We start from the raw sequence: 16,242 nt of genomic DNA, 5'->3' as shown, positions 1-16,242 counted from the left end.
TTGCGTTCCCGGCTTTTGTTGTCCGCCCCATCATCGTTCATGGAATGGCGGAGGGCCGCCACCGAACGCCCGGCGTGTCGGCACCCTCAAGTAAAGGTTGAAGGCTAGTTTCGCACTGAGGGCGCCACCGGATTGGACACGTTCCAGCGCTGTCCCTCGCGATCCATGACGATCTCGGCGGCACGGCCCTTCTCCGAGGCGCGATCGGACGAACCGAAGTAGATCTCCCGGCCGTCGTGCAGGTTGAGGGAGATTTCCGTGGGGCCCGGGGCGTCGACGCGGGCGACCTCGCCCCGGACGCGTTCCGGCAGCGCGCCCAGCACGTCGAGCACCGCCCGCACGGTGGCGGGGTCGGGATCGAGCTTCCCGGGCGCGGGATTTTCCACCCGCGGCACGCGCACCATTTCGACGCTGCCGGGCGGCGGCGGCGCGACCAGGAACTCGACGCCGTTCGCATTGAAAAGGTGCTCGCCGTCGGTGGCGCGGATGTGCAGCACCGGGGCATGCTCGACGACTTCCACGGTGATCGCCGATGGCCAGGAACGGTCCACGGTCACCTTCTCCACCCACGGCTGCGCGGCCACGGCCCGGGCCGCGGCATCGGTGTCGACCCGCGCCAGCTTCTCGCCGGTGGCGATGCCGGTGGCCTCGGACATGGCGGCGGCGTCGCCGTTGACGACGCCTTCCACGCGGACCTCGTCGACCGTGGCCACGGGCGTGAACCACAGCACCGCCCAGGTGATCGCCGCGAGGACGGCCAGCGCGAGAACGACGATTCCGGCGCGCTTGGCGCCGCCGGAGGCGCGCATCAGCCCAGCTCCCGCAGGATCTCGTCGGCGAGCATGGTCACGCTGCCGGCGCCGATGGTCAGAATGACGTCGTTGGGGCCGGCGACCTCGCGGACCCTGCCCGGCGTGCTGGTGAAGTGCGGCTCGAAAATGGTCGGCACCGTGACGTCGCGGGCGATCAGCGCACCGTCGACGCCGGGCTCCGGCTCCTCGCGGGCGCCGAACACGTCGAGGACGATGACCCGGTCGGCCAGGGACAGCGCCTCGGCGAATTCGACGGAGAAGGCCTTGGTGCGCGAATACAGGTGCGGCTGGAACACCGCGACGACGTTGCCGGTCCCGGCCTCGTCGACCAGTTCGCGGGCCGCCCCGAGCACCGCGCGGACCTCGGTCGGGTGATGCGCGTAGTCGTCGTAGACGCGGGCGCCGTCGAAGTCGCCACCGTCGATGCGGCCGTGGTAGTCGAAGCGCCGGCGCACGCCGCTGAACTCGCTGAGGCCGCGGGCCATCCGGACGAGGTCGGCGTCGACGAGCCGTCCGCCGACCAGGGAGGCCAGGGCGTTGAGCGCCATGTGGCGGCCCGGCTGGCGAAGCTCGAAGGTGATCCGGTCGCCGAGAATCGTGGCTTCGACGCGCGCGCCGCCGCCATGGGCGGTCCACCCGTGGAGGACGCCGCCGGCTTCCAGCGCCGGGTGCGCCTCGAGCGCCTCCGGTCCCCCGTACCCGAGCACGCGGATGCCCGCGGCCGCGGCGCGCTCGCCCAGCGCGGCGGCGTGCTCGTCCTCGGCGCAGACCACCAGCGCACCACCGTCGACGATGCGCCCGGCGAAGGCGTCGAACACCGCGTAGTACTTGTCGGCCGTGCCGTAGAAGTCGAGGTGATCCGGCTCGATGTTGGTCACCACCGCGACCTGCGGCGAGTAGGTCAGCAGCGAGGCGTCGGATTCGTCGGCCTCGGCCACGAAGACGTCGCCGGTGCCGTGGTGGGCGTTGACGCCCGCCTTCGACATCAGGCCGCCGACGGCGAACGACGGGTCCATGCCCGCCGCCTGCAGCGCCGCGACGCTCATCGAGGTGGTCGACGTCTTCCCGTGCGTGCCCGCGATGAGCAGGGCGCGGTTGCCCTCCAGCAACATGCCCAGCACGTCGGAGCGCTTCAGCACCGAGATGCCCAGTTCCTTGGCGCGGGCGAGCTCCGGGTTGGTTTCCGGGATCGCGGCGAAGGACACGACGACGGCCTCCGGCAGGCTTCCCGACGCATCGAGGTTCGCGGCGTCATGGCCGATGGCGACGGTGGCGCCCATCGCGCGCAGGCCGACCACGGCGCGGGAGTCCTTCATGTCCGAACCGGACACGGTCACCCCGCGGGCGAGCAACAGGCGGGCGACGCCCGACATGCCGGCGCCGCCGATGCCGATCATGTGCACGCTGGCGGGCAGGGCGCCCGGGGTGCGGGAATCTCCGGTGATGGTGGAATCGCTCATCTGGTGGTCACCTCAAGGGAAAGGAAGCGGACGGGAAGGAAAGGACCGGTAAAGAAGGAACGGGAAAACGCTACGGGGATCGGCGCCGGCGGCCGTCATCCGCGGCCGTGCCCGGACATCGCGGCCGCGAGCACGCGGCGCGCGATCAGGTCCGCAGCGTCCCGGTGCCCCGACGCCGCGGTGGCGCGGGCCATCTCGGCCAGCCGGTCGGCGTCGGAAAGCAACGGGATGACGGTGTCGCGGATCGACGCCGGGGTCAGCGAGGCATCCGCGATGAGCAGGCCGCCGCCGGCTTCGACGATGTCCGTGGCGTTGAGCGCCTGCTCGCCGTTGCCGTGCGGCAGCGGGACGTAGACCGCCGGCAGGCCCACGGCGGAAATCTCGGCGACGCTCATCGCGCCGGAACGGCACAGGATCAGGTCCGCCGCCGAATACGCCAGGTCCATGCGGTCGACGTAGGGCACGGCGACGTAGGGGTGCTCGGCATCTGCGCCGGCGCCCTCCGGCAGCGTCACCGTGTTCTTCTTGCCGTGGGCGTGGAGCACCGAGATCCCGGCGGCGGCGAACTGCTCGGCCGCGCCGGAGGTGGCCTCGTTGATGCTCCGCGCGCCCTGCGAACCGCCGGTGACGAAGAGGACCGGCCCCTCCGCCGGCAGGCCGAAGAACTCGCGAGCCTCGGCGCGCAGTGCCTCCCGATCCAGCTGCGACAGTGCGCGGCGCACGGGGATGCCGACGACGTCGCCGGGCATCCCGGAGCCGGCGACCGCGGCCAGGCCCTCGCCGCCGAGCTTCACGCCCAGCTTGTTGGCCATGCCGGCGCGCGCGTTGGCCTCGTGCACCAGGAAGGGAATGCGGCGCCCCCGGCGACAGGCCAGGTAGGCGGGAGCGGAGACGTAGCCGCCGAAGCCGATGACCGCGTCCGCGCCGACGTCTTCGAAGATCTTCCGGGCCTCGGCCACCGCGCCGGCGACGCGCAACGGCAGCTTGAGCAGATCGCCGCTGGGCTTGCGGGGCACCGGCACCGGCGGGATCAGCCGCAGGTCGTAGCCCCGGGCCGGGACCAGGGTGGTCTCCAGGCCGCGATTGGTGCCGAGGGCGGTGATCCGGGTGTCCGGGGCGATCTCGCAGATCGCGTCGGCGACGGCCAATGCGGGCTCGATGTGCCCGGCCGTGCCGCCGCCGGCGACGACGATCGACAACGGGGAGCCGTCGGGCCGGGTGAAATCACGGCCCTGCGGGGTGGCTTCGGTCACCGGTTCCTCCTGTCGGGGCCGCCCGGCCGGCGGGTGCCGCGGCCGCGGGGACGGCGATCCCCTCGTTCGGATTCACGGTACCGCTCCGCGACGCCCCGGGAGGAACCGCCCGCGCGGCCTCCCCTGTCGTCGCGTCGGGCCCGCGCATCGGACCGGTCGCCGATGCCCGTCCGGGTCGGCCGGGTTCCGGGCCGTGCTTCACGACGGCCCGCGCGGCGCTCCCCACGGTCGCCGACGACGTCATCGGCGCCCGTGACGGGCGGGCCGAAGCGCCGGGTCTCGCGGTTGCCGGCGGGGACGCGCGCATCCCTGCGGGAGGGGTCGTACGGCAGTGGCTCGGGCAGGCCGAGGATGCGGTCGATGGCCGGGCGGCCGGACGTCTGCATCGCGGAGACGGACTCCGGCTCATGCCGGGCGCACGTGGCCAACAGGCCCATCGACAGCAGGGTCACGATCGCCGAGGTGCCGCCCGCGGAGATCAGCGGCAGCTGCAGGCCCGTCACCGGCAGCACGCCGACGACGTAGCCGATGTTGATGAACGCCTGGACCACGGTGGCCGTGGTGATCGTCCCGGCCATCAGGCGCAGGAAGGGGTCCGCCTGGCGCTGGGCCACGCGCAGCCCGACCCAGCCCAGCGCACCGTAGAGCAGCACGACGATGACCGCGCCGAGAAAGCCGGCCTCTTCGCCGATGATCGCGAAAATGAAGTCGTTCTTCGCCTCCGGCAGATAGAACCACTTCGCACGGGACTGACCGAGTCCCACTCCCGTCATCGACCCGTCGGCAAGCGAAAGAATGCCCTGGTAGGACTGGTACGCCGGGCCCTGCGTGTCCTCGAAACGACCGAACAGGGTGTTGAAGTACACCGAAATGCGGGCCGAGCGGAAACCCGTGGTCAGGGTGGCGATGCCGACGACCGCGACGCCGACGGCCACGATGCCGCCGACGATGAAGCGCGGGATGCCCGCGAACCACATCAGCGCCAGGACGACGAAGCCCATCGACGCCACCATGCCCAGGTCGCGCTGGAAGAACACCAGGCCCAGGATCAGCGTCGAGATCGCGCCGAACGGGATGAAGATCTGCTTGACGTCGGTGGCCGTGCGCAGGCGCTCGGCCAGGAACTTCGCGCCCCACACCGCCAGCGCGACCTTCGCGACCTCCGACGGCTGAATGGAAACGCCGCCGACGTAGATCCACGACTGCGCGCCGGTCTCCTCCAGGCCGATGCCGATGCCCGGGATGAGCACCAGCACCAGCATCACGAAGGCGACCAAAAGCCCCACGGGCGCGAGCTTGCGGATGGTCTCCACCCGCACGCGGCTGACCGCCCAAAACATGAACAAACCGGCCGCGACCATGACGGCCTGGCGGATGAAGACGCTCCACACGCTGCCCTCGGTGCCCGACTGCGCCATCGACGACGACAGCACCATGACCAGGCCGATGCCCGTCAACAGCGCCGTGATCGCCAGCAGCACGTGGTAGTCGAACAACGGGCGCGAGATCCAGTCCCGCAGCTGCGCGCGCATCTCGGAGCCGCGCGCGTCGTTCCGCGCACCGCCCCTGCCCGCGCCCCGATCGGCGCCCTTGCCGGCGCCGCGTTCGCGTTCCGATGGCCGGGTCATGACGTTTCGTCCCCGGTCGCGGTGGCCGCCCGGGCGCCGTCGGCGAAGAAATCGCCGCGCTGGGCCATGCCGGTGAACATGTCCAGGCTCGCGGCGGCGGGCGCCAGCAGCACCACGTCACCGGGCTGCGCCGCACCGGCGGCGGCCGAACACGCCTGCGCCATCGCCGTGGCGGGATCGGTCTCCCCGATCACCGTCACCGGCAGGCCGGGCACGGCGTCGGCCAATGCCTCGGCGATGACCTGTCCGTCGACGCCCAGGACCACGGCGGCGCGCATCCGGTGGGCGTGGTCGGAGATCAGCTGACCGACGTCTGCTCCCTTGAGCTGGCCGCCGGCGACCCACACCACCGACTCGTGGCCGCGCAGGGCGGCGTCGGCCGCGTGGGGGTTGGTGGCCTTCGAATCGTCGATCCAATCGACGCCGCCGGCCGAGTGGACGACCTGCCCGCGGTGCGCGCTGACCGTGAAGCCGCGCAGCGCTTCCGCGATGTCCTCGGCGCGGACGCCGGCGGAACGGGCCAGCGCGGTGGCCGCCAGCGCATCGAGCACGCCGGCCGGGCCCGGCGGCGAAATGCCGTCGACGGCGGCGATGTCCACGCCGCCGAGGCCGGAGTCCTCGTGCGGCACGTCCCGGGACCGGTCGCCGAAGGCGCGGTCGAGGATGCGGCCGTCGCGGACGCCGATCTGCCCGTCCGCCGGTTCCCCGATGGTGAACCCGACGGCAGCTGGAGCCAGACGCCCTGCGGCGGCCAGCGCGTCGACCTGGCCGACCACGTCGGCATCGTCGAGGCCGTAGACGGCCACGCCGCCGGTCAAGGCGATCGCCTTGTCGGCGCCGTAGGCGTCGTAGGAGCCGTGCCAGTCGATGTGGTCCTCGGCGAGATTGAGCAGCGCGCCGGCGTCGGGACGCAGATCGGGCGCCCAATGCAGCTGGAAACTCGACAGCTCGGCGGCGAGCACCTCCACGCGCGGGTCCGCGGTGAGCGCGTCGTGCAGCGCCACCCCGATGTTGCCCACGGCGGTGCCGCGGTCGCCGAGCATGGCGGCGAGCATCGCCGTGGTCGTGGTCTTGCCGTTGGTGCCGGTGACCACCAGCCAGGTGCGCGGGGCACCCCACGCGCCGGCCCGGTCGCCCGCGTAGGCCACCGCGACGTCGCCGACCACCGGGACGCCGGCGTCGGCGGCATCGACCAGCAACGGCGTGTCCGGTCGCCAACCCGGTGACGTGACCACCGCGGCGGCGTCGGAAAGCAAACCCCGCGCCGCATCGGAAGTGCACCACGTGACCCCGTGCGCGTCCGCCATGGCGCGGCCGCGCTCGGCGGAATCGTCGACGAGGTGGATCTCGGGGCAGCCGAGATCCGAAAGCAGCTTGATCGCGCCCTCCCCGGACACGCCCGCGCCGGTGACCAGCACCGCGCCCGAGCGAACCAGGGCGACGAGATCGACGGACGTGTCCGAGCGCGTCATCGCATGACCCCCGATTGCATCAGCCAGTCGGAATAGAAGATTGCGGAACCCAGCATGTTGAAGATGCCGGCCAACAGCCAGAAGCGGATGACCACGGCCGTTTCGGCCCAGCCCTTCGCCTCGAAGTGATGGTGGATCGGCGCCATTCGGAACGGGCGCTTGCCCGTCGTCTGGAACGCCGCGATCTGGATGGCCACCGACGCGACCTCGAGCACGAAGATGAAGCCGATGATGACCATCAGCAGCTCGGTCTTGGTGACGAAGGACAGGCCCGCGATGAGGCCGCCCAGCGCCAGCGAACCGGTGTCGCCCATGAAGATCTTGGCCGGCGCCGCATTCCACCACAGGAAGCCCAGGCACGCGCCCAGGCCCGCCGCGGTGAGGATGCCCACGTCCAGCGGATCGCGCACGTCGTAGCAGCCGGCGCCGATGGCAACGTCGCAGGAATTGCGGAACTGCCAGAAGGCGATGGCCGTGTACGTGCCCAGCAGCAGCGCCACCGCGCCCGCGGCCAGGCCGTCGAGGCCGTCGGTGAGGTTGACCGCGTTCGACCACGCCGCGATGACGATGAACACGAACACCAGGAACACGATCATGCCCAGCCACACCGGGCCCGGGGCGAGGTTCCACGTGGTGATGTCGCGGGCGAAGGACAGGCTCGTCGAGCCCGGCGTGATGCCGGAGGCGTCCGGGAATTGCAGCAGCAGCACGCCGAAGATCAGCGCGGCGGCCAGCTGGCCCACCAGCTTCGCCGTCTTGTTCAGGCCCAGGTTGCGGCCCTTGTACAGCTTGATGAAGTCGTCGGCGAAACCGAGCGCGCCCATCGACAGGGTGAGGAAGAGGACCAACAGGCCCGACGCGGAGGGACCCGAACCGGTCTGGATCATCCCGATCGCATGCGACCCGAAATATCCGGCGAGGATGCCGGCGATGATGGCGATGCCGCCCATCGTCGGGGTGCCGCGCTTGCGCAGGTGGCTCTTCGGCCCCTCCTCGCGGATCTCCTGCCCGATGCCCTCCGCGGAGAAGCGGCGGATCAGCACCGGGGTCAGGAAGACCGACACGATGAACGCGAAGGCCCCGCTGTAGATGAGTTGAGTCACTTATCTCGCCTCTCGGTCGAATTCTGCTGCGCCACCGGAACGAGAGCGTCCGCGACGCGCCACAGGCCGTCGGCGTAGGACGCCTTGACCAGTGCAACATCACCGGGCCGGATCTCCGCGGCAACGGCTTCCGCCGCCCCGCCGGTCTCCGGCGCACGTACGGTATTTAACCCCATGGACTCGGCGGCGTCCGCCAGGGCACGCACGTTGGCGCTGTCGCCCACTGCGACCAGACGGTCGACCCCGTGGTCGGCCAGGTACCCGGCCAGCGCCGAGTGTTCGTCGACGGCGGCGTCGCCGAGTTCGCCCATCTGCCCCAGCACGGCCCAGGAGGTCGCGCCGTCGCGGGCGCCGGCGGCGAGCACCAGCGCGTCGACGCCGGCGCGCATGGAGTCGGGGTTGGCGTTGTAGGAGTCGTTGATGACCGTGACGCCGTCGCCGCGGGTGCGCATTTCCATGCGCCGCTCCGAAGCGGCGACGTGGGTGGACAGGGCGGCTGCGACGTCGGCGGGCGCGAGCCCCGCTTCCACGCCGACGGCCGCGGCGGCCAGGGCGTTGGGCACCTGGTGGGCGCCGTGGACCTCCAGTTCGACGCGGTGCGCGGAACCGTCCGGGCAGTGCAGGGTGAAGGATGCGCGGGCCAGATCGTCGACCGAGACGTCGGTGGCGCGATAGTCGGCGGCACCGGAGGCGACGCCGAAGGTGACGACCTTCGCGCGGGTCCGCGGCGCCATGCCGACCACGAGCGGGTCGTCGGCGTTGAGCACGGCCACTCCCCCGTCTGCGGCGTCGGGAAGCGCCTCGACCAGCTCGCCCTTGGCCTGAGCGATGGTTTCGCGGGAGCCGAACTCGCCGAGGTGGGCGGTGCCGACGTTGAGCACGGCACCGATCTTCGGCGGCGCGATGCGCGCCAGGTGGGCGACGTGCCCGACGCCGCGGGCGCTCATCTCGGCGACCAGGTAACGGGTGTCGCGCGTGCAGCGCAGCACGGTGTACGGATGGCCGATCTCGTTGTTGAACGACCCCTTCGGCGCGACGGTCTCGCCGTCGGTGCGCAGGATCGTGGCCATCATGTCCTTGACGGAGGTTTTTCCCGCCGAACCGGTCACTCCCACGACCACCAGGCCGTCGGCGGCCAGCTCGTCGACGTCGCGGCGGGCCAGCTTGCCCACCGCCTCCAGCACCGCGGCCCCGGAGCCGTCCGGGTCGTGCGCGAAGGCGTCGGCGTTGGATTCTTGGGCGCCCAGTGGCTTGACGACGACGGCGGGCACCCCCACCGGCCGCGCCGCCAGGACCAGCGCGGCTCCGTCGACTGCGGCGCCGGCGGCGAAATCGTGGCCGTCGGCCCGGGCCCCGGGCAACGCGAGGAACACCGACCCCGGGGTCACCCGCCGGGAGTCGAACTCGACCGGGCCGGTCACCACCGCGTCGGCGTCGGCGTCGTGGAGCTCGCCGCCGACGATGGCGGCGATCTCCCCTGCAGTGCGCTGGATCATCTAGTCCTCGCCCTCTCCCTCGGTCGACGTGGTCGCCGCGGAAGCCCCGGACGTGCCCGGAGCTGCGCCGGCACGGCGGCGCAGCGCCGCGCGGACCTGCTCGCGGTCATCGAAATGGTGCTGGACGCCGTTGATCTCCTGGCCCGTCTCGTGCCCCTTGCCCGCGACCACGACCGCGTCGCCGGCGCCGGCGAGGCCGATGGCCACGTCGATGGCCTCGGCGCGATCGCCGATGTTCTCCACGCGGATCGGGTCGATGCCCACCGCAGCGGCCCGCTTGGCCGCGGCCTCCACCGCGCCCTGCGTGACGGCCTCGCGGATCAACCGGGGATCTTCGGTGCGCGGGTTGTCGTCGGTGACGATGACGACGTCGGCGACGCGGGCGGCCTCCGCGCCCATGAGCGGGCGCTTGGAGGAATCGCGGTCGCCGCCGGCGCCGATGACGGCGATGACGCGGCCGACGGTCTGGGCGCGCAGCGTGCGCAGCACCTCGCCGACGGCGGCGGGTTTGTGCGCGTAGTCGACGACTGCGAGGAAGTCCTGGCCCTCGTCGATGCGCTCCATGCGGCCGGGCACGGCGACGCCGGCGATGCCCGCCACGGCGTCGGGGCCGTCGACCCCGAGCGCGGCCAGGGCGGCCCAGGCCACCGAGGCGTTGGCGATGTTGAAGGCCCCGGGCAGCGGCACCTCGAGAGCGACGGACTTTCCGTGCCCGGTCAAGGTCACGTGCTGGACGCCATTGTCGGCGACGGAGATCCCGCCGGCCCGCCACGTGGCGGCCGGCGCGATGCGGGAACCGTCGTCGGCGATCTTCGCGTCCTCCGCATGCGGGGTGCCCACGGTGTCCACGACCACGCCCGGCGCCTCGGCGATCTCCGCCATGCGGCGGCCCCAGGAGTCGTCGACGCACGACACCACGCGGGCGGCGTGCAGCGGCGAATCCGGCCGGAACAGCGCCGCCTTGGCGTTGAAGTAGTCCTCCAGGCCGTCGTGGAAATCCAGGTGGTCCTGCGACAGGTTGAGGAAGCACGTCACGTCGAAGGACACGCCGTCCACGCGGCCGAGCGACAGCGCGTGCGAGGACACCTCCATCACCACGTGGGTGACCCCGTCGGACACCATCTCGTCGAAAAGCCTCTGCAAAGCCGGCGCCTCCGGCGTGGTCAGGTGACTCGGGACCGTGCGGCCGTTGATGCGGGTGCCCGTGGTGCCGATCAGCCCCGTGCGCTTGCCGGAGGCCAGCAGCGCCGCCTCGAGCAGATACGTGGTGGTGGTCTTGCCCGAGGTGCCGGTGACGCCGATGACGGTCAGCTTTTCCGACGGGCGGCCGTGGACCTCGGCGGACACGGTGCCGAGCACCGCGCGGACGTCGTCGACCAGCAGCACCGGGCGGTCCAGCTCACCGGACTCGCGCAGGATGGCCAGGCCGTCGGCGTCGGTGAGGATCGCGGCGGCCGGCGACTGGTGGGCGTACGTCGCCCCGTGCACGCGGGTGCCGGGCAGCGCGGCGAACAGGCCGCCCTCCGGGGTCTCGGCCGCGTTGAGCTCGACGGCGGCGATCGGAGGATCGGCCGGGCCGCCGGATTCTGCTGGCAGCACGGTACCGCCGATCATGTCGGCGAGGTGTCCGAGAGTGACGGTCATGATGCTCCTTGGGCGTTCGGCGGGTGATGGCGATTGTCGTGCGCGGGTCTCGCGCGGGACTGTCGGGCGGTCCCGGCCGGGTGGGCCGGGCGCCCCGGTTACGGCTGCAGCAACAGCGTCCCCTCTTCGCGGGGCGCCGGCGGCACGTTGTAGCGGTTGAGGGCCCATGCCGCGATGTCGCTGAACAGCGGCCCCGCGGACTGTCCGCCCTGGCCGTGGACGCCGCGGACGGGCTCGTCGAGCATGATGCCGATGACGAAACGCGGGTCGTCCGCCGGGGCGATTCCGGCGAAGGTGATGTGGTACTTCGAGTTCGAGTACCGGCCGGTGTCCGGGTCCACCTTCTGGGCGGTGCCGGTCTTGCCCGTGAGCTGGTAGCCCTCGATGCCGTCGCCGGCGGCGGTGCCGGACTGGCGGCCGGTGGGGTCGGACTGCAGCACGGACTGGAACATGTCGCGCACGGTGCGCGCGGTCTCCGGGCTGACCACCTCGACCGAGTCCGGGCGTTCGGCGGGCACGACGGTGCCGTCGGGCGTGGTGGTGGACTTGATGATCCGCGGCGGGATGCGCACGCCGTCGTTGGCGATGGTCTGGTAGATGCCGGTCATCTGCAGCAGCGACATGGCCATGCCCTGGCCGATGGGCAGGTTGGCGAAGGTGCCGCCGGACCACTGCGGCCGCTGCGGCACCAGGCCCGCCGACTCGCCGGGCAGTTCCACTCCGGTGGACTGGCCCATGCCGAAGTCGTGCAGCAGCTCGGCGAAGCGGTCCGGGCCCAGGCGGTCGGCGAGCATGAGGGTGCCCACGTTCGACGACTTGCCGAAGATGCCCGTCGTGGTGAACGGCTCGGGGCCGTGCTGCCACGCGTCGGCGACGGTGACGTCGGACATGTGGATCGAGCCGGGCACGGTGATGACCTCGTCGGGCGTGGTCACGCCGTCTTCGATCGCGCCGGCGGCGGTGATGATCTTCGCCACGGACCCCGGCTCGAACGGCGTCGACACCGGGGTGTTGCCGATGTTGCGGCCGTCCTCGACCTCGCGGCCGATGTCGCGGTTCGGGTTGGCGGTGTCGGACTGCGCCATGGCCAGGATCTCGCCGGTCTTGGCGTCGAGCACGACGGCGGAGGCTTCCTTCGCCCCGGAGTTGTCCTTCGCCTGCTGGACCTGCTGCTGCACGAAGTACTGCATGTCCGCGTCGATGGTCAGCTCGTAGTCGGTGCCGTCGATCGGCGGGTGCTGGTCGCGGGTGGAGCCGGGGATGGCGATGCCGTTGGCGGCGATGTCGACGGTGCGCCCGCCGTTGACGCCCTGCAGCGTCGCGTCGCGGGAGGCCTCGAAGCCAAACTGGCCGACGCCGTCCATGCCGATCTTGCCGATGACGTTCGCCCCGACCGCCCCATTCGGGTACTGGCGGATGTCCTGGCGCTCGGAGACGAGCTCGGGGAACCGTTCGACGACGGCGGCGGCCTTGTCGGGATCGACGTTGCGCACCAACACCTCGTAGGTGCTCTCCTCGTCGCGGAGCTTGTCCAGGATCTCCGTGGAGCTGATTCCGCCGGGGGTTTCGCGGATGCCTTCTTCCTCCGGCTTCTCCTCCGCTTGACGACGGCGGCCGTCGCGCTCCTTTTCGGCGTCCAGATCGGGCATGTCGAGCATCGTCGGCAGCGCTTCGGCGATGTCCTTCAGACGCTCTTCGTAGGTCGGATACTTGTCGGGCCACAGCTGGTGGGCTTCCTCCAGGTGCGCGCGCAGGCTCGACGGGTGCGCGGTGAGGCTGCGGGCCTCCAGCGTGAACGCCAGGGACGCGCCGTCACGGTCGGTGATCGCGCCGCGGCGGGCCGGGTCGACGACCTCGATGGTGCGCTGGCTCTGGGCGCGGGCCGCCAGATCGGGGCCGGCCACGAGCTGGACCCAGCCGAGCCGGGCGATGAGCACGACCACGATGATCGCTCCGATGCCCTGGAGCATCTTGCGCCGGCGGTGGAACTCCGAGCCCGAGGAATCGACGCGTTCCGACGACGCCAGCGCGCGGTTGCGGCGCGGCGTCGGGCGGGTCCCCGATTCGACCGGGATACGACGACCCCGGCGATCCCGGAACTGTCCGGAATCGCCGTGGTCGTCAGAGGAACGGATCATGCCTGGTGCCTTCTCGGTCGACGGAGCGCGGCGGCGTGCCGTGCTCGCATGCGGGCGTCAGTCTACAGCCGGGGCGGGTGCGCCCCCGGGATTGACGTCCTCGGCGGGAGCCGGGGCGGGCGCCGGCGCGGGGGCGGCCGGCGGTCGGGCCGAGTTGGGGGCGTACGGGGCCTGGGCGGGCAGCTGCGGGGCCACCGGGCTGCCTTCCTGAATGGCCGGGGCCTGCATGCCCGGCACCCGGTCGGTTTCCGCGGGATCCGACGTCGGGGCGTCGGGGCGGACCGCGGCGCCGTTGATGTCGACGATGCGCTGATGGGCCGGATCACCGGGACGGACCTCGTGGACGGCGTCGTCTTCGCCGACGACCAGGATGGCCGGCTGCTCGACGTTGAGCATGCCGGCCTCGGCGGCGCGGCGGGCGATCTCGGCGGTGGAGCGCTGGAACTCGACGTCGCGCTCGAGGACGGAGATGCCGTCGCGGAGGCGCTGTTCCTCCTGGCGGGCCTCGCTGAGCTGGAACGTCTGGGAGGTCGACAGGCCCGACAGGCCCATCGCCAGCATGATGCCCAGGACCACCACGATGATCGAGCCGACGGCGAACCGCACCGTCGACTTGTCGGCGGTCGTGTTGGTAAGACGGCGGCCGCGGAGCGAGACGATCTGCCGCGAACCGGTGCGGCCGCGGTAGGTGGAACGCCGCCCCTTGCCCCGCCGGGCGGGTGCGGGCGCCGCGGGCGACGCGACGGAGCCGCGCCCGATCGTGCGGGCGGGGGCGTCGTCCGTGATGGTGGCTGCCATGGCTACTCCCGTGGTCATCGCCGTGAGCGGCGGGTCGTGGTGGTCGGTGTTTCGGTGGGTGGTGCTGTGGTGCTGAGGTGAGTGGGTTATTCGGTTGTGGTCCGTTCGGCGGTCACTGCGGCGCTCCCGGTCAATCGGTCCGGGTGCGTTCGATGCATCTGACGCGAACCGGCGCGGCGCGAGGGTTGTCCTCTATCTCCCGCGCGTCCGCTTTCACGGCCCCGCGGGTGATCAACCGGAACTTCGGCTCGTGGCCCGGCAGTTCCATCGGCAGGCCCGCGGGCGTCGTCGACTTCACGCGCTCCGCGAACTCGCGCTTGACCAGGCGATCCTCGAGGCTCTGGTAGCTCATGTAGACCGTCCGGCCCCCGACCGCGAGGCCCTCGCAGGTCATGGGCAGGACGTTCTCCAGCGCCTCCAGCTCCCGGTTGACCTCCACGCGCAGCGCCTGGAACGTGCGCTTCGCGGGGTGTCCTCCGGTGCGCCGTGATGCGGCCGGGATGGCGTCGTAAAGCAACTCCACGAGACGACCCGACGTGGTGAACGGCTCCTTCTCGCGCTCGCGCAGCACCGCGGTGGCGATGCGGCCCGCGAAACGCTCGTCCCCGTACGTCGACAGGATCCGGGCGAGATCGCCGTGCGAGTAGCCGTTGAGCACGTCCGCCGCGGTCGGGCCCGTGGTGGGGTCCATCCGCATGTCCAGCGGCGCGTCGACCCGGTAGGCGAAACCGCGGTCCACCTGGTCCAGCTGCATCGACGACACGCCGAGGTCGAACAGCGCGCCGGCGACGCCGACGTCACGGGCCAGCGCGATGGCGGGCGCCTGCGGATCGAGGTTGGCGGTGTCGTCGGGATCGAAGCCGGGCACCGCCACGGCGCCGTCGATGCCGATGACGTCCGCGAGGCCGTCGAAACGGGTCTGGACCCCGACGAAGCGGTCGCCGAAACGCGCCAGGCGCTTGCGGGCCGAGGTCAGAGCCGCGGCGTCGCGGTCGAGGCCGATGAGGTGCAGCCCGGGGAAGGTCTCCAGCAGATGCTCGGCGTGTCCGCCGGCGCCGAGGGTGCCGTCGACGACGACGGCGCCGGTTCCGTCGGGCGAGCCAACGGCGGTGATGCCGGGTTCGAGGAGGGCGGTGACGCGATCGAGGAGGACGGGCACGTGACCGTGCTCGCCGGATTTCCGGTCGCCGGGGGCGGCTGCGGAATCGCTCGCGGCGTTGGCCGCCGAGCTGTTCGCGGCGTTGGCCGCCGAACTGCTCGCGGCAGCCGAGGCGCTCATTCCGGATGCAACTTCAGCACCGTCGACCACTCCAGTCACATCGTTGACATCGGTCATCGGCACTCCCTCCGGACGTTCTCGCTTGGCCTGGTTTTCCTCGCTTCATTCGATCGCGGGGTGCGTGCACAGGGCCCTGCCCGACCCGAACCTGGTATCGGGGAAGTACACCAGGGTCGGTTCGGACAGAGTCCTTGCGGACGCTCCCGTCCCGGGCGGCGCGGCGAGTCCTACAGAACCCCGAACAGCGAATCGTCTTCGCCGTCGGAGAAGTCTTCCTCGTGCTCCGCCTGGTAGGCCTCCCAGGACTGCTTGTCCCAGATCTCCAGGAAATCGATCGATCCGATGACCACGCATTCCTTGGTCAGGCCCGCGTAGGTGCGGTGATCCGCCGACAACGTGATGCGCCCCGACCCGTCGGGCCGCTGCTCATCGGTGCTCGCCGCCAGGTTGCGGATGAAGGCGCGGGCGCGGGTGTTGGTCCGCGATGCCTTCGTCGCGCGCTGCGCGAGCTGGATGAACTCGTCCTTGGGGTAGACGGCCAGCGAGTGGTCCTGCCCCTTGGTCACCATCAACCCGCCGGCGAGTTCGTCGCGGAACTTCGCCGGGAGCGTCAGACGACCCTTGTCGTCCAGCTTCGGGGTGTAGGTGCCGAGGAACATGTCGCTGCCGGCTCCTCTCCCCTTACCCGGACGATGCGGTGGCGCCGCATCTCGTCATCTCATCGGTATTCGTCTTTTTCCTGCGATGTCGGTCGACCTCTCCAACATCACGGCCCACAGTACCCCACTTTGCCCCACTAGCAACACCTCCTCGCCCCACTTTCATGCCGTTCATTCACCCTGAAAACCTGTCAACCTGCATATTCCCAGGTGGGGCGTTCGCCCGCACACAGTGTCACGGCATTGCTTCACGACGATTTCGACCACAACGGCGTGGCCACCCGGCGTGTCGCGCATCACATCTTTAAGTGGAACGAGTTTTGCCCCGACCTGGCGTTTCTCCCCACAACTCTCAACTTCGCCCTGCGAGCCCTGGCTCCGACAGCCCGGCACCGGCGGAACGGAAGCCCGTCCGCACGGCCTAGTGGGAGAAAGCGGGGACTCGAGGTGGGGCGAAGTGGGGACAGGCCGATGCGCCTTAACCCACCCCGAATGGCTTA

12 protein-coding genes are annotated in these 16,242 nt (G+C 71.3%); all 12 read right to left on the bottom strand.

Features of this window, described 5'->3' with window-relative positions; translation table 11 throughout:
* Positions 1 to 104: 104 nt before the first annotated feature.
* Complete coding sequence (locus CX1_RS02350) at positions 105 to 809, bottom strand: cell division protein FtsQ/DivIB (RefSeq protein WP_046650476.1); 705 nt, start codon at positions 807 to 809, stop codon at positions 105 to 107.
* Positions 809 to 2,272, bottom strand: coding sequence for a UDP-N-acetylmuramate--L-alanine ligase (gene murC, locus CX1_RS02345; RefSeq protein ID WP_060925206.1), 1,464 nt, complete (start codon positions 2,270 to 2,272; stop codon positions 809 to 811). The genes CX1_RS02350 and murC overlap by 1 nt, the downstream gene beginning before the upstream one ends.
* Positions 2,273 to 2,367: 95 nt before the next feature.
* Positions 2,368 to 3,525 carry a UDP-N-acetylglucosamine--N-acetylmuramyl-(pentapeptide) pyrophosphoryl-undecaprenol N-acetylglucosamine transferase gene (locus tag CX1_RS02340; RefSeq protein WP_046650475.1) on the bottom strand — a complete coding sequence of 386 codons (1,158 nt, stop codon included), beginning with the start codon at positions 3,523 to 3,525 and terminating at the stop codon, positions 2,368 to 2,370.
* Positions 3,522 to 5,153, bottom strand: a complete 1,632-nt coding sequence (gene ftsW, locus CX1_RS02335) for a putative lipid II flippase FtsW (RefSeq protein WP_082719010.1) — start codon at positions 5,151 to 5,153, stop codon at positions 3,522 to 3,524. The genes CX1_RS02340 and ftsW overlap by 4 nt, the downstream gene beginning before the upstream one ends.
* Positions 5,150 to 6,625, bottom strand: coding sequence for a UDP-N-acetylmuramoyl-L-alanine--D-glutamate ligase (gene murD, locus CX1_RS02330; RefSeq protein ID WP_060925205.1), 1,476 nt, complete (start codon positions 6,623 to 6,625; stop codon positions 5,150 to 5,152). Before murD ends, ftsW begins: the two co-directional genes overlap by 4 nt.
* Complete coding sequence (gene mraY, locus CX1_RS02325; protein WP_046649701.1) at positions 6,622 to 7,728, bottom strand: phospho-N-acetylmuramoyl-pentapeptide-transferase; 1,107 nt, start codon at positions 7,726 to 7,728, stop codon at positions 6,622 to 6,624. Before mraY ends, murD begins: the two co-directional genes overlap by 4 nt.
* The gene (locus CX1_RS02320; protein WP_060925204.1) at positions 7,725 to 9,224 is read right to left on the bottom strand and encodes a UDP-N-acetylmuramoyl-tripeptide--D-alanyl-D-alanine ligase; all 1,500 of its coding nucleotides are present in this window, start codon (positions 9,222 to 9,224) and stop codon (positions 7,725 to 7,727) included. Before CX1_RS02320 ends, mraY begins: the two co-directional genes overlap by 4 nt.
* Positions 9,225 to 10,868, bottom strand: a complete 1,644-nt coding sequence (locus tag CX1_RS02315; protein ID WP_082719009.1) for a UDP-N-acetylmuramoyl-L-alanyl-D-glutamate--2,6-diaminopimelate ligase — start codon at positions 10,866 to 10,868, stop codon at positions 9,225 to 9,227.
* A gap of 98 nt (positions 10,869 to 10,966) precedes the next feature.
* The gene (locus CX1_RS02310) at positions 10,967 to 12,838 is read right to left on the bottom strand and encodes a peptidoglycan D,D-transpeptidase FtsI family protein (RefSeq protein ID WP_046649713.1); all 1,872 of its coding nucleotides are present in this window, start codon (positions 12,836 to 12,838) and stop codon (positions 10,967 to 10,969) included.
* Between the two features lie 225 nt (positions 12,839 to 13,063).
* Positions 13,064 to 13,804 carry a cell division protein FtsL gene (gene ftsL / locus CX1_RS02305; protein ID WP_060925203.1) on the bottom strand — a complete coding sequence of 247 codons (741 nt, stop codon included), beginning with the start codon at positions 13,802 to 13,804 and terminating at the stop codon, positions 13,064 to 13,066.
* 130 nt (positions 13,805 to 13,934) lie between these two features.
* Positions 13,935 to 15,083, bottom strand: coding sequence for a 16S rRNA (cytosine(1402)-N(4))-methyltransferase RsmH (gene rsmH / locus CX1_RS02300; protein ID WP_082719007.1), 1,149 nt, complete (start codon positions 15,081 to 15,083; stop codon positions 13,935 to 13,937).
* Positions 15,084 to 15,310: 227 nt separating this feature from the next.
* The gene (gene mraZ, locus CX1_RS02295; RefSeq protein ID WP_060925202.1) at positions 15,311 to 15,742 is read right to left on the bottom strand and encodes a division/cell wall cluster transcriptional repressor MraZ; all 432 of its coding nucleotides are present in this window, start codon (positions 15,740 to 15,742) and stop codon (positions 15,311 to 15,313) included.
* Positions 15,743 to 16,242 lie beyond the last annotated feature (500 nt).

Origin of the sequence: Corynebacterium xerosis NBRC 16721 = ATCC 373, from assembly GCF_001552415.1 — a bacterium.
Lineage (GTDB): Bacteria > Actinomycetota > Actinomycetes > Mycobacteriales > Mycobacteriaceae > Corynebacterium > Corynebacterium xerosis.
Note: the sequence above shows the minus strand (reverse complement) of the source record. Positions and strands in the feature narration are given on the sequence as shown.